The organism is Pseudomonas sp. NPDC090201, from assembly GCF_044746825.1.
Classification (GTDB): Bacteria; Pseudomonadota; Gammaproteobacteria; order Pseudomonadales; family Pseudomonadaceae; genus Aquipseudomonas; species Aquipseudomonas putida_AD.
This window is the reverse complement of the sequence record NZ_JBIVCX010000002.1, coordinates 479865-500065: the sequence shown is the minus strand read 5'-3', so window position 1 is coordinate 500065 and position 20201 is coordinate 479865. Positions and strand designations below refer to the sequence as shown.

Here is a 20201-nt window from a genome sequence, read left to right as displayed (position 1 = left end):
TGCTGCCGGATAGTGCGCTGTCACTGTAGGAGCGCGCTTGCCCGCGATTGCGTCGTGTCAGGCGCCCATTGTGTTGGATGGGCCGCCGTCGTCGCGGGCAAGCGCGCTCCTACAGATCCAGTCGCGAGTCAGAGAGAAGCATCAACCTTCTTGGCAGCATCTTCGCTGACCCATTGATGCCAGACTTCAGGGTGCTCCTTGAGGAACATCTTCGCCAGCTTCGGCGACTCGATCCGGTCCTTGGTCATGCGTGCCAGGTTCTGGTTCAGCAGGTCGATCGGGATATTGACCTTCTCCATCACGGCCACCAGCTCAGGCGCCTCGTCGTGGAAGGTCTTGGACAGGCCGACCTTGATGTCGATGGTCTTGTTCACGCCAGCTTTCTCTTCCAGGCGCACCATGTCGACCTGGCCCATCAGCGGGGTAGGCGACCAGTAGTAGGCCAGGATCGGCTCGCCACGCTTGTAGCTGGAGAGAATCGCGGCATCCAGCGCAGGGCCTGTGCCTGGGCGGAAGTTGGTGTACTTGTCTTCCAGGCCGTAGCTTTTCAGCATCTCGGAGTTTTCAAGCTCGCAGGTCCAGCCGGCCGGGCAGTTGTAGAAGCGGCCCTTGCCTGGCTCTTCGGCGTCCTTGAACAGCGCCGGGTATTTGCCCAGGTCGGCGATGGACTTCAGGTCCGGTGCCTTGGCTTCCAGCTTGCGCTTGGCGTCGCCTTCGATCACGTAGCGCGGCACGTACCAGCCTTCGACTGCGCCCTTGACCGGCGCCCCGACGCCGACCACTTTGCCGGCCTTCTCGGCCTTGTTCCACACTTCGCTGCGGCCTACCCATTCCTCGGAGAAGACCTGGATATCGTTGGTGCCCAGGGCGTTTTCCATGGTGATGGAGTTACCCGGCAGGCTGTCGGTCTTGCAGCCGTAGCCCTTGTCCAGCACCACTTGCAGGATGTCGGTCAGCAGCATGGCGCTTTCCCAGTTCAGACCTGCGAACTTCACAGGCTTGCCGGATTCACACCAACCCGCGGCCTGACTGGCGCCACTGGCGAGCACGCCGACGGTTAGAAACGTGGAGAGCAGGGCCTTTTTCGTTTTCATTGTGTGACGCTCCGGGTATTGAAGGGGATGTTTTCTGGCACAGCTTGCTCGGTCGGCAGGATCAGCCGGTCGGCAATCTTGCCGGGCCACTTCTTCGCAGCCATGTAATACAGCGCGGCAGGCACCACCAGGCCGATGATCCATGAGACATCGGTGTCGTCCAGCGCTGCCACCAACGGGCCAGTGTAGAAGTGGGTGGAGATGAATGGCATCTGGATCAGCACGCCGATCACGTAGATACCGATGCCGATCCAGTTCCAGCGACCATAACGACCGTCAGGGTTGGACAGCGCGGGGATGTCATATCGTTCCTTGGTGATGCAGTAGAAATCCACCAGGTTGATCGCGCTCCAGGGCGTGAAGAACGCCAGCAGGAACAGGATGAACGCCGAGAAGTCCTTGAGGAACGAGTCCTTGCCGGCCAATGCCAGTGCGGTGGCGATGCCGACCATGGCGAAAATGTAGGTCAGGCGCAGGGTGCTGGAAATGTGCCGGTTGCCCTTGAAGCCGCTGACGATGGTGGCAATCGACATGAAGCTGCCGTAGGCGTTGAGGGTGGTCACGGTGACCTTGCCGAAGGCAATGCTGAAGTACAGCAGCGCGGCGACGATCCCGGTACCGCCCAGGCTTACGATGAACTGCACTTCGTGGTGGGCGAAGTTCTTGCCGGCCAGTGCGGCGGCGAACACGCCGAAGACCATCGACACCTGTGCGCCGATCACCGCGCCCAGGCCAACGGCCCAGAAGGTGCTGCGGGCCGAGGTGCTGCGCGGCAGGTAGCGCGAGTAGTCCGCGACATACGGGCCGAACGCAATCTGCCAGGACGCCGACAGGGAAATCGCCAGCAGAAAGCTGCTCAGCGAGAAGTGCTTGTTGCCCAGCAGCGCGCCGACATCGTTACCCGCCAGCAAAGCGCCGAACAGGTAGACGAAGGCGATCACGCCGATGATGCTGGCGACCCGGCCGATCATGTGGATGACCCGGTAGCCGAAGATGGTCAGGATCACGATGGCGGCGGCGAACAGCACGATGCCTTGCCAATCGGGAACCTGAATCAGTTGAGCGACGGCTTGCCCGGCCAGCAACGAGCCGCTGGCGGAAAAACCGATGTACATCAGGCACACCAGCACCAACGGGATCACGGCCCCGTAGACGCCGAACTGCACCCGGCTGGAAATCATCTGCGGCAGGCCCAGCTTCGGACCTTGCGCCGCGTGCAGCGCCATCACGCCGCCGCCCAGCAGTTGACCGACGAACAAGCCGATCAGCGACCAGAACACGTCACCGCCCAGCACCACGGCCAGGGCCCCGGTGACGATGGCAGTGATCTGCAGGTTGGCACCCAGCCACAGGGTGAATTGACTGAACAGACGACCATGTCTTTCCGCGTCAGGAATGTAGTCGATCGAACGCCTTTCGATCACCGAAGCATTTGCAACACGATCATCTGGAACAGCCATCTCAAACCTTCCCCTAAAGCGAGTGTTGGTGCGTGTTTCTGCGAATCTCGCATCTCACCTGTGGGAGCGGGCTTGCCCGCGAAGGCGGATTTACAGACGTCACAGATGCAGCGTCTGAGCAGGCCTCTTCGCGAGCAAGCTCGCTCCCACAGGGTTCAGCAGAGTTGCCGCTGGAGCCTTACTTGTTGATCATCGGCAGGTTCAAACCCTGCTCTTTGGCGCAGTCGATGGCGATCTGGTAACCGGCATCGGCGTGGCGCATGACGCCGGTCGCAGGGTCGTTGTGCAGGACGCGGGCGATGCGTTCGGCGGCTTCGTCAGTACCGTCACAGACAATCACCATCCCCGAGTGCTGCGAGAAGCCCATGCCGACGCCGCCACCGTGGTGCAGCGAAACCCAGGTCGCGCCGCTCGCGGTGTTGAGCAGGGCGTTGAGCAGAGGCCAGTCGGACACGGCGTCCGAGCCGTCCTGCATGGATTCGGTTTCGCGGTTCGGGCTGGATACCGAACCCGAGTCCAAGTGGTCACGGCCGATCACCACCGGCGCCGACAGCTCGCCGCGACGGACCATTTCGTTGAACGCCAGGCCCAGCTTGGCGCGCTGGCCCAGGCCGACCCAGCAGATACGTGCCGGCAGACCCTGGAAGCTGATGCGCTCGCGGGCCATGTCCAGCCAGTTGTGCAGGTGGGCGTCGTCCGGGATCAGTTCCTTGACCTTGGCGTCGGTCTTGTAGATGTCCTCGGCGTTGCCTGACAGCGCGGCCCAGCGGAACGGGCCGATGCCGCGGCAGAACAGCGGACGGATGTAGGCCGGTACGAAGCCTGGGAAGTCGAATGCGTTGCTCACGCCTTCTTCTTTGGCCATCTGACGGATGTTGTTGCCGTAATCGAAGGTCGGGATGCCTTGTTTCTGGAACGCCAGCATGGCCTCGACGTGTTCGGCCATCGACTGCTTGGCGGCCTTGACCACGGCAGCAGGCTCGGTGATGGCGCGGTCGCGGTACTGCTCCCAGGTCCAGCCTTTTGGCAGGTAGCCGTTGAGCGGGTCGTGGGCGCTGGTCTGGTCGGTGACCATGTCCGGGCGAACGCCGCGACGGACCAGTTCCGGGAGGATTTCAGCGGCGTTGCCCAGCAGGGCAATGGAGATAGCCTTGCCTTCGGCGGTGTACTTGGCGATGCGCGCCAGTGCGTCGTCCAGGTCGGTGGCTTGCTCGTCGACGTAACGGCTTTTCAGGCGGAAGTCGATGCGGCTCTGCTGGCATTCGATGTTCAGCGAGCAGGCGCCGGCCAGGGTCGCGGCCAGTGGTTGCGCGCCACCCATGCCACCCAGGCCTGCGGTCAGTACCCAGCGGCCGTTCAGGTTGCCGTCATAGTGCTGGCGACCGGCTTCGACGAAGGTTTCGTAGGTGCCCTGGACGATGCCCTGGCTGCCGATGTAGATCCAGCTGCCGGCGGTCATCTGGCCGTACATGGCCAGGCCCTTGGCGTCCAATTCGTTGAAGTGTTCCCAGTTGGCCCAGTGCGGCACCAGGTTGGAGTTGGCGATCAGCACGCGCGGGGCGTTGCTGTGGGTCTTGAACACGCCGACCGGCTTGCCGGATTGCACCAGCAGGGTCTCGTCTTCGTTCAGGTTGGTCAGGCTTTCGACGATCTTGTCGTAGCACTCCCAGTTACGTGCGGCGCGACCGATACCGCCGTAGACCACCAGCTCGTTCGGGTTTTCCGCGACTTCCGGGTCCAGGTTGTTCATCAGCATCCGCAGCGGCGCTTCGGTCAGCCAGCTCTTGGCGGTGAGTGTGGTGCCACGGGCTGCGCGGATTTCCACATCGCGGCGTTTGGTCCATTGCTGAGCTGGGGTTTTGTTGTCAGTAGTCACGTAACGATCCTCGGTAGTCAATCCGGCCCAGGCACTGGGCTGACGGTGCCTGTGACGAACAGGCGGAATATGGGTGTGGCAGATCAGGCGCCGTTGTCCATGAATCGAAACGGGGCACTGACATACTCTTGCATACTCATATTTACTTGTACATACAAGCATATGCAACCAAGGGGCCAACTCGTCGGGCAGACCGTGCAAAAGCTTTCGAGGCCTTGCGGGGTGGGGCTTGGGAAAATGTCGGGCTGGGCAGGAAGTGTTTCGAGAGGCGTTACACGGAGACGGGAATTGTTACTTTTGGGTGCGCGCGCCCCACGGCGGTGCAATTGGTAACAACTGCTGGAACTGGCCGGTGTGGGTCCACCGGCCATGGGGTCAGATTACCTTCACCGTGCGCCCGATGAACTGGATCGGCCCGCTCGGTTTGGCCGCAATCGGGCCGCCGGCATTTTCCAGCGTCAGCTCGAACACCTGATCGGGATGCAGCGCAGGCAAGTTGTTCAGCCTGACTTTCAACACTTCGCCCGGTTTCACCCGGCCCAGCGAGACGAGCCCGCGTTGATCGCCGGTGTCGGTCCAGAATTGCAGCAGCTTGTCTTCAGGAATTTGAGTGGCGCCCAGCGGAATGAGCTGCACCTCACGGGCATCGCTGATCTGGATCACCCAGCCGGGCGTTTTTTCTTCGGGGGTGGAAAGAAGCGCCACCCAGGACGGTTTGGCGGTCGGGGTCACCTGGGTGAGTAACTGAGTCCCGAAGAGGATCGCGGCAATGGAAGCGCAGATCGCCAGTTTGCGCCAGAAGCCGAGGCTGCTGTGCCAGCGTGCGCCCTTCTTGCGTTTGCCTCGTGGCGCGCGGGTCAGGCTGCCGAGGCGTTGCCACAAGGCAGGCGAGGGCTCCGGTGGTTCGGCTGCCACATCGGTCATGGCCAGCAGGCGCGCTTCCCAACCCTGAATGGCCCGGCGCAGTGCCGGGTCCTGAGTCATGCGTTGCTGCACCTCGGCCCGGCGTTCGGGCGAGAGCGTGCCCAATACGTACTCACCCGCCAGGATCTGCACGTCGTGTTCGGGTGTGATGTCTGATTTCTTGTTCATGCGCTGCATCCCCAGAGCGCGACCGCGCCGCGCTTGATCCGGGAACTCACTGGTAGCAATGGCGCCCGGTTTTTTGTCTCGTCTGGGGATGAGAATAGCTGGCCGTACAAGGATCAAACACTTGGATACGACGCACGGGAGGTCATTGGGCGGCGCGGTCAGCGTTGCGCCAATCGGCTACGCAACAACAACACCCCGGCGATGGCCGAAAGGATCGAACCCAGCAACACGCCGACCTTCACTTCGTCGATCAGATGCGGCGCGCCCGGGAAGGCCAGGTTGCCGATGAACAGGCTCATGGTGAAGCCGATGCCGCACAGCAGCGCCACGCCGTACATCTGCGTCCAGTTGCTGTTCTCGGGCAGCGTCGCCAGGCCCGAGCGGATCGCCAGGGCCGCAGCGAGGAACACGCCGACCTGCTTGCCGACAAACAAACCGAGGGCGACGCCCAGCGGCACCGGATCCACCAGATTGCCCAGCGTGATGCCCGAGAGCGAGACGCCGGCGTTGGCAAAGCCGAACACCGGGACCACGGCGAAGGCCACCCAGTAATGCATCTTTTCTTCCAGGAACAGCAGCGGCGACCGCGCCTCTTCCTGGCGGGTGCCCAATGGAATGCACAGCGCCAGCGCCACGCCGGCCAGTGTTGCGTGTACCCCCGATTGCAATACGAAGAACCACAGCAACAAGCCCAGCACCAGGTACGGCAACAAGCGTTGAACGCCGGTGCGGTTGAGGATCACCAGCACTGCAAGGGTGGCGAAGGATGCGCCGAGCATCGGCAGGTTCAGGCCGGTGCTGTAGAACAGCGCGATGATGGTCACGGCGCCCAGGTCGTCAAGAATCGCCAATGCGGCGAGGAAGACTTTCAGCGAGGTTGGCACGCGCTTGCCCAACAACGACAGCACGCCCAACGCGAAGGCGATGTCAGTGGCGGCCGGGATCGCCCAGCCACTGAGGGTTTCGGCATGACCTGAATTGATCGCGACATAGATCAGTGCCGGCACCAGCATCCCGCCTGCTGCCGCGAAACCGGGCAAGGCGCGCTGGCCCCAGGTGGCGAGGCCGCCGGCCAGCACTTCGCGTTTGATTTCCAGTCCGACCATCAGGAAGAAGATCGCCATCAGCCCGTCGTTGATCCACAACTCGACCGACAAACCACCCCACACGCTGTGCAACGCCGCGAAGTAGAAGGGCGCCATAGGCGAGTTGGCAACGATGATCGCCGCCAGCGCCGCCCCCATCAGCACGATGCCGCCAGCGGATTCCGAAGCGAGGAAACGGGTCAGGATGGCGAGGGCGCGCGGGGTTTCGGTGTTGGAGATGGGCGTTGTCATGCGCGTCCTTGTGAGCGTGGCAAAGGGCGCAAATTAACACAATTGCGTCGTCACGACGGTCGCCGGCGTACCGCTTGTAGGAGCGCGCTTGCCCGCGACGGCGGCGTGTCAGACACAAATACGCTCCTGACACACCGCGGTCGCGGGCAAGCGCGCTCCTACAGAGTCAGGCGGTGTGTCACACAAATACACGCGATCGCAGGTTGATACCACCGTAGCAGCCCGGCCGGGCTGCTACGGATCGAGTCAAACGGCGGTCAGTTCGATCACGCAGCAGCGGCTCGCCCGGGGCGCATACAGCACCACTTCCAGCAACGACCCCTCGGCATTGTCCAGTTGCAGGCAATCATGGCGGTCCAGCAACTGCGGCGGGTGTTCAGCCACGTTGGCCGCCATCTGCTCAGCGGCGCTGAACACCAGGAACACATTGGCCGAACTGAAGAAACGCTGCGGCTGCAACACATCGATCCACTGCAACCGGGCGCGGTAGCGGGCCGGGGAGTAGATCAGGTTGAAGTCGCGGATGGGACCATCGAGCAGGGTGCACGACACCTGGCTGTCACCGCTGAACGCAAACGGATCGGAAGGCAGCAGCGCCTCACTGTCCTGGCCGTCGATATTCAGCGTCATGCCCGCGCCCTGCAACACGGTGATGATGCGCAAGTAACCGTCGAACACAGAAAACCCGCCCGACTCACCGATATCGGCAATCGACAGGCGCCAGCCGAAACCGTCCAGGCCTTCTCCCGCGTCTCGGGTAATTTCCTCGGTGCTGCCGCCACCATTCTTCCAGGGCATGCGTGGGTAATTGACGGCGCGCAGCAGAGTCAGTTGGGTCATTTGGTGAAACGTCCTTCCAGGCGATGGCGTGAGCCGGGGTGAATCAGGCGGGCGGCGGTCACGGGCTGACGGCCCGACCAGGTGCGGCGGCGGATCAGCAGGCAGGGTTCGCCCTTCTCGATCTGCAGCAGTTTGCATTCGTCGTCTTCGGCAAGAATCGCCTCGACCACGTGCTCACCTTCGGTCAGCGGCGCCACCTGGTTGAGGTAGGCGTAGGGCGTCTGTTTGGTGAAGTCCTGTTGCAAGTATTCCGGGGCGACCAGTGCGTTGACGAAGCGGTCCTCGATTTGCACGGGAAGGCCGTTCTCGAAATGCACGATCAGCGAATGAAACACCCGCTGGCCCTCGCGCATGTCCAGCGCCAGGGCGCGCTCGGAGCCCGCGGCCTCTTCGCAGAGGGTGATCACCTGGCAGGTGTGGGTGTGACCGCGAGCGGAAATTTCGTCGGCGATGTTGTGGACTTCAAACAGCGCGGATTGAGTCTTGGGCTCGGCGACGAATGTGCCTACACCTTGCATGCGCACCAAAAGGCCTTCTGCGGTCATTTCACGCAGGGCACGGTTGATGGTCATGCGGCTGAAGCCAAGCTGGGTCACCAGCTCGCTTTCGGACGGTACGCGGTGGTGTGGCGGCCAGGTACCGTTCTGGATCTGCTGGGTGATCATTTGCTTCACCCTGGCGTACAACGGCGCCGGACTTTCACCCATCTGGGCGGCCAGCGGAGAGGAGGCAGGCGGAGTCGGCACAGAAAAATCCTTGTTTTGACGTGATGAATCAAAGGTAACGAAGCACGAACAGGCACCACGCTAACCATTAATGCGGGTGCCGACAAGCGTGGAGCAGTTTACCGAGCAGGCAAACGTCTGTATATGTATAGACAATTTCACGCGAGGGGTGCGAGGTTATGTCCGTTTTTTTTGCCGAACGTGCGTTACTGCCTGCTGGCTGGGCCAACAACGTACGTTTTGAGGTCGGCGCCGATGGCCTGCTGACCAAAGTCCAGGCCGATGCCGAGCGTCAGGGCGCCGAACTGATGAACGGTCCGGTGGTACCGGGCATGCCCAACTTGCACTCCCACGCATTCCAGCGGGCGATGGCGGGGCTGGCCGAAGTGGCGGGTAACCCGAACGACAGCTTCTGGACCTGGCGCGACCTGATGTACCGCCTGGTCGGGCAGATCAGCCCGCAGCAACTGGGCGTGATCGCCCGGCAGCTGTACATCGAGATGCTCAAGGGCGGGTTCACCTCGGTGGCCGAGTTCCACTATGTCCACCACGATACCAACGGCAAGCCCTACGCGAACCCGGCGGAGCTGGCGCTGCAGGTCAGCCAGGCCGCCAGTTCGGTCGGAATCGGCATGACCCTGCTGCCGGTGCTCTACACCCACTCGGGCTTTGGCGGGCTGGCGCCGAACGAAGGGCAGCGTCGGTTCATCAACAGCACCGAGAGTTACCTGGAACTGCAATCGCGCCTCAAGCCGCTTGTCGCCGCGCAACCGGCCCAGGCGCTGGGCCTGTGCCTGCATTCGCTGCGCGCCGTGACCCCGCAACAGATCAGCGAAGTACTGGCCGCCAGCGACAAGCAGTGCCCGGTGCACATCCACATCGCCGAACAGCAGAAGGAAGTCGACGACTGCCTGGCCTGGAGTGGCCTGCGTCCATTGCAGTGGCTGTACCAGAACGTCGATGTCGATGAGCGCTGGTGCCTTGTGCACGCGACCCACGCCGAACCCGATGAAGTCGCGGCCATGGCCAGGAGCCGCGCGGTGGCTGGCCTGTGCCTGACCACCGAGGCCAACCTGGGTGACGGCATCTTCCCGGCAGTGGATTACATCGCCCAGGGCGGACGCTGGGGGATTGGTTCGGACAGCCACGTTTCCTTGAGTGTGGTCGAAGAACTGCGCTGGCTGGAATACGGCCAGCGCCTGCGCGACCAGCGCCGCAACCGCCTGTATCGCGCCGATCAGCCGATGGTCGGCCGCACCCTGTATGACGCTGCCTTGCTCGGCGGTGCCCAGGCGATGGGCCAGCCGATCGGTGCGCTGGAAGTTGGCAAACGCGCGGACTGGCTGGTGCTCGACGGCAACGATCCGTACCTGGCCACGGCCTCGGGGGATGCGATCCTCAACCGCTGGCTGTTTGCCGGCGGGGATCGTCAGGTGCGTGAGGTGATGGTCAACGGACGCTGGGTGATCCGTGAGGGGCGCCACGCCGACGAAGAACAAAGCCGCCAGGCGTTCGCGCAGGTTTTGCGCGAGTTGTTGGGTTAGCCCGACCTGTAGGAGCGCGCTTGCCCGCGATAGCGGTGTGTCAGGTATTACATCAGGTCTGACACACCGCCATCGCGGGCAAGCGCGCTCCTACAGCGAAGATCACTGCGGCGCAGCGATCTTCGAATCCTCCACCCGCCAGATCAGCCGGGTCGTGTCGTAGCCTTGCTGCTGGGCTTTCATCAGCATCTCATTGCGGATCGAATCGCTCACATGGGCGGTGCGCGATAGCAGCCACAGGTACTTGCGGTTGGGGTTGCCGACGATGGCCTGCTTGTAGTCGTCGCTGACGTACAGCACCCAGTAGTTGCCCTTGGCAACGCCCGGCAGCAGGCGCGAGAACCAGTTGTCGAACACCACCCACAATTTGTCCGTTTTGCCCTCGACCTGCGGCGAGGCCGTGCCGGTGGCTTCCTCCCACTTGCCTTCGGTGGTGCGGCAGCGGTTGGTCACGCCGATGTTGCCGTCGGGCTTGAGCTTGTAATGCGCCTCCGACTGCGCGCAGTTGCGCTGGAAGAACATCGGCATGCGCGCCAGCTCATACCAAGTGCCCTGATAGCGCTTGAGGTCCACGTGATCTTCGGTCCGTGGCGCCATCGACTCGCCTTGCGGGGTTTCCGCGCAGGCGCCCAGCCAGCACGTCGCCATCGTCAACGCGCCGACACACATCAAGCGGCGCAGGCTCATTTGAGCCCCTGACCCGAATACAGCACGACCTTGTCTGCGGCGTACTGCACGCTGATGAACGTCTTCTGGTCGCCCCAGGTGCAACTGGACATCCCCAGCGCGCCCGAGCATTCGGTCGGGCTACCCAGAAGCTGCTCGATTTCTGCCTTAGACATGCCCGCCGAGATTTTCGAATAGTTTTCCTGATTGATCTTGCTGCACGCGGCCAGCAACACGCAGAACGACAACAACGCGAGAGAGCGCAAAGACATGGATGAAGCTCCTGGATCGAAAGGGGGCTACGCCGCGGGGCGTGATACCGAAAGCTTAGAAGAGAAAAAGCCGAATCTGGTTCCCTGACGGACCTTAACTTACGGTGCGACCTGCTTTTGATTCGGCCCGGAGGGCGTAGGAGTCCAGCTTGCTGACGATCTAGCGCGAAGCGGTAGTAACCTCGGCACACTGGGCTTGTCTGGTACAGCCAAGGTGTCCGATTTTACTTCCGGTTCCCGGCAGATCGCGAGCAAGCTGCGCTCCTACGCCTCCGGCAGAAACAGAATTGTTATTCGCTTAAAAGCTACTATGGGCGATAAAGAAAAGTAAGGGATGTGCATGCCTTCGTTTACCAATCATCAAACTGAAGCTCTGCTGAAAATCTTTGAGATTGGGCGAGCCGAGATCGCGGCTGGAGAATTTGAAAGCGTTAAAGATGTTTTCGAGGAGGTCGACGCAGAGGTGTTCAAAACCGCGACCCAGGCACCTTTAAAAAATCCACTTCCTCCTCCGTAGAAGCTCTACCCAGCACCTCATTGCGATGAGGAAACCTGCCAAATTGCTCGATCACCACACGGTGTTTCTTCGCGTAGTCCAGGGTCTGGGTCAGGTAGCCGCGTTCGCTTTCGGGCACAAGGGGTATCAGTGACGTGAAGCGGCAGATGGCTTCGTCCTGAGCCTGAAGGCTTTCGGTGTGTTCAAGCACGAGATAGATGAAGGTGCGTTGCAGCGGGGACAGCGCCAAGTCGTGTTCGCGCTTGAGGCCATCGCTGACCACTTGCTGGGCACGTGTGTCGCCGGAGAAGGATTGGGGGGTGTCGCGGAAGATCATGCGCGGCAGCTGGTCGAGCAACAGCACCAGTGCCAGCCAGCCCTGCGGGGAGTCGGTCCAGTCGGCCAACCCGCCTGCCAGCGCCTGATCCACCAGATCACCGAAGCGCTGTTGCGCGTCGGCGTCCTGGGATTGTTTCTTGCCGAACCAGAGCCCGTTCTTTTCCCTGGCGACCTCGCTCGGTGATTCGGCAGAGCCGAACCACCAGTGCAGCAGAGGCGACCAGGGCGTGCTCATCGGGCCTGTTACGCCTTGTGGTACGAGGTGGCGCGCTCGACTTCTTCCTTCGAACCCAGGAACACCGCGACACGCTGGTGCAGGCCTTCGGGCTGGATGTCGAGGATGCGCTGGTGGCCGTCGGTGGACGCGCCACCGGCCTGTTCCACCAGGAACGACATCGGGTTGGCTTCGTACATCAGGCGCAGTTTGCCCGGCTTGGAAGGCTCGCGGGCGTCACGTGGGTACATGAACAGGCCGCCACGGGTCAGGATGCGGTGCACGTCGGCAACCATCGCCGCAACCCAGCGCATGTTGTAATTCTTCTTCAGCGGGCCTTCTTCGCCAGCCAGCAGCTCTTCGACGTAACGCTTGACCGGGGCTTCCCAGTGGCGCTGGTTGGACATGTTGATCGCGAATTCCTGGGTGGATTCCGGGATCTTGATGTCTTCGTGGCTGAGCACGAAGCTGCCCATTTCGCGGTCCAGGGTGAAGCCTTTCACGCCGTCGCCCAGGGTCAGCACCAGCATGGTCTGTGGGCCATAGATCGCGTAGCCGGCAGCGACCTGCTGGGTGCCTGGCTGCAGGAAAGCCTTTTCGTTCAGGGCTTCGTTCTGGCTCAGGTATTCATTCGGGCAGCGCAGTACCGAGAAGATGGTGCCGACCGGGGCGTTGATGTCGATGTTCGACGAGCCGTCCAGCGGGTCGAATACCAGCAGGTATGCGCCCTTCGGGTATTTGCCCGGGATCTGGTAGGCGTTGTCCATTTCCTCGGACGCCATGCCGGCCAGGTGACCGCCCCATTCGTTGGCTTCCAGCAGGATTTCGTTGGACATCACGTCCAGCTTCTTCTGCACTTCGCCCTGGACGTTTTCAGTGCCCATGCTGCCCAGCACGCCACCCAGGGCGCCCTTGGATACGGCATGGCTGATTTCCTTGCACGCACGCGCCACCACTTCGATAAGGAAGCGCAGATCGGCAGGAGTGTTGTTGCTGCGGGTCTGCTCAATCAGATAGCGACTCAGGGTAACGCGGGACATGGATAGCTCCGAAGGTGGGGAAGAAAAAACGCGCACAGTTTAGCGCGAGTCAGGACTTAATACTGCCTGTCAGACCGACTTGGTAGTGAATGAGTTCACGGGCTACATGAGCGTAGGCGTTCATCAATGACAAGTTGAGGTCTATCTCGCGCATTTTTTTCACTGCGGGATCGGTTCAGCGCCGCTCCCGGGTTGTGTACGGGTTGCCTGATTTATTTTGTCCGGGCGCTGCGCAGCGTACTCAGCGCCATCGCGCCCAGCAGCAACACCCCCAGCACCAATACGGCCCACAGGCCGATGCGCTTCCAGTCCGGGCCGCTTGCCACCGGCAATGCGGGCGCGGTGGCCTTGGGCGGCGTCGCCAGTGTCGCGCTGCCCAGGGTGGCGAGCTTTTCGGGTGTCACGCCGGGGATCAGCGTCGACATTGGCAGGTTTGCGCCCTTGATGGTCGCGTTGCCGATGGCCAGGCTGTAAGGCGCGGCGCCCCGAGCGAGGAACACCAACTGCGTGGCGCGCACGGCGAAGCTCAATTTCGGCGCGTCCTTGCCAAGACCGCCGCCGCGGTCGTCGACTTCCAGTTTGAGTTGTTGCACCACTTCGCCGGGCAGTTCCATCTCGTCCTGCACCACGTCCTGACCGTTCTGGGTCAGGCGATACAGCAAGCCGCTGTCGATCTGGCGCCACGGCGCATTGCTGTCGCGGCGGCCAAACAAAGTGGCAGGGGCGAGGCTGTTGGCCTGGGCAATCTCCACCTTCATGCGTTCAAGGGGCAGGGCCACCGGCAATTGCCAGATGTACACGCCGGGTTTTTCGACGCTGCCAGCGATGGCCGGTGACCAGCTCAGCGGCAGCACGCCGGGGCGGGTGCTCACCACCTGCGCGGCGGTCAGGGTCGGAGCCGTTTGCGGGACGTTCCACAGCAGCCGCAAATAGCGGGCGTTGCGGCCGGGAAGGGTGACGACGCGTTGCTCGACCAGCTCATCGGCGAACGAGAGCCGCGCCACCTGGCCTTCGCCCCAGCGCTTCCAGTGTTGCAGGTCGTCGCTGGCTTCGATGCTGAAGCGCTGAAAGCCTTCGCGCTCGGTGCTCCAGTCGATAATCAGTTGGTCGAGCGGGGCGTTCAGGGCGCTGGTGTCGAGCAGCCAGCCGCGCAGGATTTCCTCGCCCGCCTCGATTTCGCCCTGCGGCTGGACTTCCACGAGGGTGCCGCTGGTGGTGCGCTGGACGCGGATTTTCGGCTCTGCGTCCCTGGCGTCGTCGCTGTTGTAGAGCGGGAACCACTTCACCGCGACGGCGGTTTCATCCTCGGCACGCTGGGGTTCGCCCAGGGTCAGGGCGTAAGGCTGGGCCTGGCCGTCGGAGTTGAACACACGCACATCGTCGAGCGTGCCCTGGCGGGCGTTCAGTTGCGCGGCCAGCGGCAGTTCAAGGCGATACCAAGGGCCCTCGCCGCTGAGGGTCAGAGGCGTGTGGCTGGTGAAATCATCTGGCAGATCTTCGGCCTGAGCCAGGAATGCCGCGCACAGCAGAGCGCCGAAAACAGCGGCCTTGGCGATGGACTGACGACTCAACGACTGACTCCTGTACTTCATTGCGGTGCCGAATCCGTGGGTGCGGCGTCAGTTGAAGCCTGACTGCGTGTAGGGATTTTCGGCGGTAATGGGGCGAAATATCCCACTACCAGCAACAGAATGCCAACGCCGATAAACGAGACGATTCGCTCAAGCCCTCCGCGATTGCTCAGTTCGACAAAGAACAGCTTGGCGACCACGATGCCGATCAAGGCCGCGCCGACGATCCACATGTCGCGGCGCGAGCGAAGGTGTCCGCCGATCATCAGCGCCAGCGCCATCAGGGTCCAGACGATGGACAGCCCCGCCTGCACGCGCATCGATTCGAACAGCGCCTCGGTGTGCCACGCCACCCCGGCCCAATGGTGAGCGCTGCGCATGACCATCGCGGTGACCAGCGCAAATACCGACGCCCCGGCAATGACCAGCGCGGTTTTGCGAGCGTACTCGGCGCTTACACCTAGTTGTGGCAGCCGGTTGCGCGTCCAGCTGAAGATGCCGGCGAGGGCGATCATCAAGCCCAGTTCCAGCGGGTTTATCAGCGGAATATAGGGCAGCGGATCAGCGTTGCCGTCGCTGAACCCGTTGGCCAGCCAGAACCAGGCGAGCATCAATACCGCCAGCGGCGCGGCGGCCCACACGCGGTATTCGCGAGGGTAGGCATCTATCGGCCATGGCAAGTTGCGCGGTGCCGTTATCGCCAGCAGGTACAGGCTCGGCAGCAGCGCCCAACCCAGCCAGCGCCAGGCGTTGTAGGACTCGGAAAGCGTCAGCAGGCCGTAGCGCAATTGCAGCGACAGCACGCCAAGGATCAGCCAGCAACCGAGTACGTGAGCGGCGCTGCGCAGACGCGGGATCAGCACGGCGTCCAGTTGCCTGAGCGACAGCAGGTGAACGGTGAACACCGCAAGCCAGCCCAGCCAGCCCCAGTCGGCAGCCGGGTTATAATAGGGGTTGAACAGCATCAGCCCCAGCAGGGCGAAGCTGGCAGGTGTCAGCAGGACGCACAGTTGCGCAAGACCTGGCCACTTCAGGCGCAGCGAGGCAAGAGTCCACAGGCCGACAGTCATGGCGCCCAGCAGCAATAGCGTCGGCACTTCCCGGGCGCCCGGCACGTAATGGGTGCTGACGCACAGCGCCACCGACCACCACACCGCACTCCAGATCAACAGCGCCGGCTGCAATACGCGCTCGCTGATGCCAAGGCGCAGCGTGCCGATTCGCTCGACAGTGAAGGCACTGACCAGGCCGGCCAGCGAGATAATCAGCGGCGTCCAGAAATCCCCGTGATTGAAGCCTGGCGAATACCAGCGTCCCACGATGCCGATGAACGCAAAGCCTGCGCCCAGTTGCAAAAGCAGTCCGAAAAAGCGTGCCAGCAGCCGGTTCTGGCGCATGCCGAGCCAGAACACCGCCGCGCCTTCGACCCCCCAGGCGACTGTTGTCCATTGCGCGCTCAGGCCCAGCGGAATCGCCAAAGTTGCGAACACCACGCCCAGTGACAGGCAGGTTTCCACCAGCAGTGCCGAGCGCTCCGATGCACGCCCGGCCAGAAGCCGCGCGATGCCCATATAAAGGAGGCCAAGCACCAGCGCACTGAATGCCGCGCCGAACTCGATGTGCCGGACCAGCGCGTATTGCAGGCCGAAGCCGGCAATGGGCGTGCCGAACAACAGGCTGCCATCTACGTAGTGGCTCTGCCGGGCCGACCAGCGCAGCATCGCCTCGCGGCTGTCGTCCTCGGGGCCGGTGGCGTGTTCCTGCAACTTGCGCCGGGCGAACAGCAGGCCGATGGCCAGGTACATTAGGAAGAACAGCACCAGGAACGGTTCAGTGCTCCAGAACAGCTCCGGCGTGTAGTCGTTCAGGCCCCAGGCGAAGCCGATACCGAACGTGCCGACGAAGCCGATCAGGTTCAGCGGGCGCCAGGCCTTGAACCAGGCAATTGCGAAAATGCCTGTGTTGAGCAAGGCGAAATAGCTGAAGAGTGCGACGTGGCTGCCTTCGCCGGAGGAGGTCAGCAGCGGTGCTGCGAATCCGCCAAGCGCCGCCACGCAGGCCAGCGCCAGGGAGTTTTGCGTCAGCGCCAGGATGGCCGAGAACACCGTGACCGCCACCAGCAAGCCGAACGCCATGCCCGGCGCCAGCAGGGTATGCACCTTCATCGCCGCGAACACCGTGAGGTACAGCACCGCCACACCGGTGCCCTGCAGCATCAGGGCGAAGGACTCATTGCGCCGGCGCAGCCACCAGCCCAGTCCCAGCAACGCCAGTGCAGCCGCCGCAACCCCGGCGTAGCGCGCCTCGATGGGGATGACCATGCCTTCGGTGGCGTAGCGCAGCAGAAAGGCTAAACCGAGGAACAGCAGCACTACGCCCACGCGCAGCACGGTATTGCCACCCAGCAGCCAGTTTTTCGCACGCAGCAGGGCGCTGTCGAACAGGTTGGGGGCGGCGGGAACGGCGGCCTTGAGGGTTGGGGTATGTGGAGGCTGGCGCCATTCGGAGTCGCCGGTGGTCTGGGCCGGTGCGGGCTCCAGGTCGGGCAGGTCCCAGAGCAGTTCGGGGCCGGTGTCGGCGACCGGCTGGATGTCGAGCGGGCCAGGCACGGGGGCGTCCGGCATCTGCACGGCGGCCGAATCCACTTGGCTCAGGCGTCGTTCGATGGCGTGAAGCGCGTCGCGTGTCTTGGCCAATTCGGCCTTTTGCACAGCCGCGTCGCGAGTGACAGAAGACAGGCGAAAGCTCAGGCCCAGCGCCAGCCCGATGACCGCACCCACGGCACCGCCCATCAGCGATTCATCAAGCACCGCACCAATGAAAAGCCCGGCCAGCAAAAGAATCCATTGCACGCGACGACATCCCTTCCCAGCCGTAGAACGGCGATGGTCAGGAGTATATCGGGCGCAGGAGAAGACGAAACATTTTGTATAAACGGCACTGTAGGAGCGCGCTTGCCCGCGAGGGCGGTGTGTCAGGTTTACATCTGCATCTGACACACCGCAATCGCGGGCAAGCGCGCTCCTACAGTCGGGTGGCTATCGGATCAATCCAGCGCCTGCCAGATATCGTTGGCGTACTCGCGAATGGTCCGGTCCGAGGAGAACCAGCCCATGCGCGCGGTGTTGAGCACCGCCGAGCGCCACCATTCCTTGCTGTCGTGCCAGCGCGCCTCGACCCTGGCCTGAGCTGCCCAATAGGACTCGAAGTCCGCGCAGACGAAGAACCGGTCGTAGTTGATCAACTGCTCGATCAACCCCACGTACCGGTACGGATCGTCCGGCGAGAACACCCCGCCGCGAATCGCCTGCAGCACGTCGTTCAGGCGCGCGGAGCTGGCAATGTCGTTATGGGCGTTGAATTCCCCGGCGTGCTTGCGCGCTTCGACTTCCTGCGCGGTCATGCCAAAGATGAACATGTGCTCAAGCCCGACCTGCTCGCTCATCTCCACGTTGGCGCCGTCCAGGGTGCCGATGGTCAGTGCGCCGTTAAGGCCGAACTTCATGTTACTGGTGCCGGACGCCTCAAGCCCCGCCGTGGAAATCTGCTCCGACAGGTCAGCCGACGGAATGATGCTTTCGGCAAGGCTGACGTTGTAGTTGGGCAGGAACACCACCTTGAGCCGCCCGCGCAGGGTCGGGTCGTTGTTCACGGTACGGGCGATGTCGTTGGTCAGCTTGATGATCAGCTTGGCCGAGTGATAACTGGCCGCCGCCTTGCCCGCGAAAATCTTCACCCGCGGCACCCAGTTGGTGCTCGGGTCAGCGCGCATGGCCTGATACAGCGCCACGGTGTGGAACAGGTTGAGCAACTGGCGCTTGTACTCGTGAATCCGTTTGACCTGCACATCGAACAGCGCTTCAGGGTTGAGCGTGATGCCCATGCGTTCCTGCACGATGGCCGCCAGAGCCTTCTTGCTGTGCAGGCGCTGGGCGGCGAACTCTTTCTGAAAGGCGGGTTTGTCGGCCAGCGGTTCGAGTTTGAGCAAGCCTGTTTCGTGGTTGTCGAGCACCTGCTCGCCCAGTTCCTTGACCAGCATGGCGGTCAGCGTCGGGTTGGACTGGAACAGCCAGCGGCGGAAGGTGATGCCGTTGGTCTTGTTGTTGATGCGCTCGGGATAGAGTTTGTGCAGTTGCGCGAACACCGTCTTGCGCATCAGTTGGGTGTGCAGCGCCGATACGCCGTTGATGCTGTGGGAGCCGATGAACGCCAGGTTGCCCATGCGCACGCGGCGGCCGTTTTCTTCTTCGATCAGCGACACAGAGCGCAGCAGCCCGAACAGGTCCGGGTCGTCCTTGTGCTCCACACGCACCTGGTCGATGTGCTGGGCGTTGATCATGTAGATGATCTGCATGTGGCGCGGCAGCATCCGCTCCATCAGGCCCACGGACCAGGTCTCCAGCGCCTCGGGCAGCAGGGTGTGGTTGGTGTACGCCAGGGTGCCGACGGTGATGCGCCAGGCTTCGTCCCACTCCACGTCGTACAGGTCGATCAGGATGCGCATCAGCTCGGCCACGGCAATCGAGGGGTGCGTGTCGTTCATCTGGATCGCCGCGTGTTCCGGCAGGCTGTTGATCTCGTAGCCCATGTTCTTGTGCCGGCGCAGCAGGTCTTGCAGCGAGGCCGAGACGAAGAAGTATTCCTGGCGCAGGCGCAGTTCCTGGCCGGCTTCGGTGCTGTCGTTGGGGTACAGCACGCGGGAAATACTCTCAGCGCGCACGACTTCCGCCACCGCACCCACGTGGTCGCCGGCGTTGAAGCGCTCCAGGTGCAGGTCTTCCACGGCCCGGGCACGCCACAGGCGCAGGGTGTTCACCGCCTTGCCGCGCCAGCCGACCACCGGGGTGTCATAGGCAATCGCCCGCACGGTTTCACCGGCGGTCCAGCTCTGGCGTGTTTCACCCGAGGCATCCAGCACCGGCGCACCGGTCACGTCGAGCACCGGCTGCACGCTGCCGCCAAAACCGATCTGGTAAATCACTTCCGGACGTTCGAATTCCCACGGGTTGCCGAAATCCAGCCAGTTCTCGGTCTGCTCCTGCTGCCAGCCATCGACGATGGCCTGACGAAACAGGCCGTGCTCGTAGCGAATGCCATAGCCGTGCCCAGCGATACCCAAGGTCGACATGCTTTCCATGAAGCAGGCCGCCAGACGCCCCAGGCCACCGTTGCCCAGCGCAGCATCGGGTTCGAGCGAGCGGATTCTTTCCAGATCGACGTTCAGGCCCTTGAGTGCTTCACGGGCGGTTTCCAGGATGCCGAGGTTGCTCAGGCTGTCGAACATCAGGCGTCCGATCAGGAACTCGAGTGAAAGGTAATAGACGCGTTTTCGTTCCTGGCGATAGATGTAGCGCGTGTGGTTCATCCAGCGCTCGGCCATCTTGTCGCGGGTGGCCAGGGCAATGGCCATGAACCAGTCATGGTCGAACGCATGGTCGGCGTCCTTGCCGACGGCATACTCGAGCTTGTTCAGCACAGCTTCACGAAAGGCTGCCACTTCAGCGTCACGAACGTTGGGTTCCGGAGACATCGGGTACGACCTCAAGTTGGTTGGACGATTAAATGGGGTTGATTGACTGTAGGGTGTGCAGCCGGTTATTTCCTGCGTATGACAGTAAATATCCGGTTGCACGAC

Annotated in this window: 15 protein-coding genes; 1 reads left to right on the top strand and 14 read right to left on the bottom strand. The window is 62.6% G+C overall.

The window, feature by feature from the left end:
• Positions 1 to 128: 128 nt before the first annotated feature.
• From ACIPOO_RS08380 to hutC, 7 genes are all read right to left on the bottom strand, one after another.
• Positions 129 to 1094: an ABC transporter substrate-binding protein gene (locus ACIPOO_RS08380; RefSeq protein WP_400605811.1), complete on the bottom strand. Its 966-nt coding sequence runs from the start codon at positions 1092 to 1094 to the stop codon at positions 129 to 131.
• Positions 1091 to 2554 (bottom strand): purine-cytosine permease family protein, encoded by a 1464-nt coding sequence (locus ACIPOO_RS08375; protein WP_400605809.1) that lies wholly within the window; start codon positions 2552 to 2554, stop codon positions 1091 to 1093. Before ACIPOO_RS08375 ends, ACIPOO_RS08380 begins: the two co-directional genes overlap by 4 nt.
• 178 nt (positions 2555 to 2732) lie before the next feature.
• Positions 2733 to 4430 (bottom strand): urocanate hydratase, encoded by a 1698-nt coding sequence (gene hutU, locus ACIPOO_RS08370; RefSeq protein ID WP_400605807.1) that lies wholly within the window; start codon positions 4428 to 4430, stop codon positions 2733 to 2735.
• Between the two features lie 375 nt (positions 4431 to 4805).
• The gene (locus ACIPOO_RS08365; protein ID WP_274134977.1) at positions 4806 to 5522 is read right to left on the bottom strand and encodes an anti-sigma factor domain-containing protein; all 717 of its coding nucleotides are present in this window, start codon (positions 5520 to 5522) and stop codon (positions 4806 to 4808) included.
• A gap of 158 nt (positions 5523 to 5680) precedes the next feature.
• A complete protein-coding gene (nhaA, locus tag ACIPOO_RS08360; RefSeq protein WP_400605805.1) occupies positions 5681 to 6859 on the bottom strand; it encodes a Na+/H+ antiporter NhaA in 1179 nt (392 codons plus the stop codon).
• A gap of 246 nt (positions 6860 to 7105) precedes the next feature.
• The gene (locus tag ACIPOO_RS08355) at positions 7106 to 7699 is read right to left on the bottom strand and encodes a HutD family protein (RefSeq protein WP_400605803.1); all 594 of its coding nucleotides are present in this window, start codon (positions 7697 to 7699) and stop codon (positions 7106 to 7108) included.
• Positions 7696 to 8406, bottom strand: a complete 711-nt coding sequence (gene hutC / locus ACIPOO_RS08350) for a histidine utilization repressor (protein ID WP_274135000.1) — start codon at positions 8404 to 8406, stop codon at positions 7696 to 7698. Before hutC ends, ACIPOO_RS08355 begins: the two co-directional genes overlap by 4 nt.
• Positions 8407 to 8603: 197 nt before the next feature.
• On the opposite strand from hutC, the gene ACIPOO_RS08345 reads away from it, so the two are divergent.
• Complete coding sequence (locus tag ACIPOO_RS08345) at positions 8604 to 9968, top strand: formimidoylglutamate deiminase (protein WP_400605801.1); 1365 nt, start codon at positions 8604 to 8606, stop codon at positions 9966 to 9968.
• 102 nt (positions 9969 to 10070) lie between these two features.
• On the opposite strand, the gene ACIPOO_RS08340 is transcribed toward ACIPOO_RS08345, so the two are convergent.
• The 7 genes from ACIPOO_RS08340 to ACIPOO_RS08310 all read right to left on the bottom strand — a co-directional run bounded on the left by ACIPOO_RS08340 (position 10071) and on the right by ACIPOO_RS08310 (position 20096).
• The gene (locus tag ACIPOO_RS08340; protein WP_400606347.1) at positions 10071 to 10616 is read right to left on the bottom strand and encodes a lipocalin family protein; all 546 of its coding nucleotides are present in this window, start codon (positions 10614 to 10616) and stop codon (positions 10071 to 10073) included.
• A 35-nt stretch (positions 10617 to 10651) separates the two neighbouring features.
• On the bottom strand, positions 10652 to 10906 hold the full coding sequence (gene bamE / locus ACIPOO_RS08335; RefSeq protein ID WP_274134969.1) for an outer membrane protein assembly factor BamE: 255 nt from the start codon (positions 10904 to 10906) through the stop codon (positions 10652 to 10654).
• A 467-nt stretch (positions 10907 to 11373) separates the two neighbouring features.
• Positions 11374 to 11976, bottom strand: coding sequence for a DUF924 family protein (locus tag ACIPOO_RS08330; protein ID WP_400605799.1), 603 nt, complete (start codon positions 11974 to 11976; stop codon positions 11374 to 11376).
• Positions 11977 to 11984: 8 nt separating this feature from the next.
• The gene (locus ACIPOO_RS08325) at positions 11985 to 12995 is read right to left on the bottom strand and encodes a class 1 fructose-bisphosphatase (protein WP_274134965.1); all 1011 of its coding nucleotides are present in this window, start codon (positions 12993 to 12995) and stop codon (positions 11985 to 11987) included.
• 212 nt (positions 12996 to 13207) lie between these two features.
• Positions 13208 to 14587 (bottom strand): DUF3999 domain-containing protein, encoded by a 1380-nt coding sequence (locus tag ACIPOO_RS08320; protein ID WP_400605796.1) that lies wholly within the window; start codon positions 14585 to 14587, stop codon positions 13208 to 13210.
• Complete coding sequence (locus ACIPOO_RS08315) at positions 14584 to 17418, bottom strand: DUF2339 domain-containing protein (protein ID WP_400605794.1); 2835 nt, start codon at positions 17416 to 17418, stop codon at positions 14584 to 14586. Before ACIPOO_RS08315 ends, ACIPOO_RS08320 begins: the two co-directional genes overlap by 4 nt.
• 194 nt (positions 17419 to 17612) lie before the next feature.
• Positions 17613 to 20096 carry a glycogen/starch/alpha-glucan phosphorylase gene (locus ACIPOO_RS08310; RefSeq protein WP_400605792.1) on the bottom strand — a complete coding sequence of 828 codons (2484 nt, stop codon included), beginning with the start codon at positions 20094 to 20096 and terminating at the stop codon, positions 17613 to 17615.
• Between the last annotated feature and the right edge of the window lie 105 nt (positions 20097 to 20201).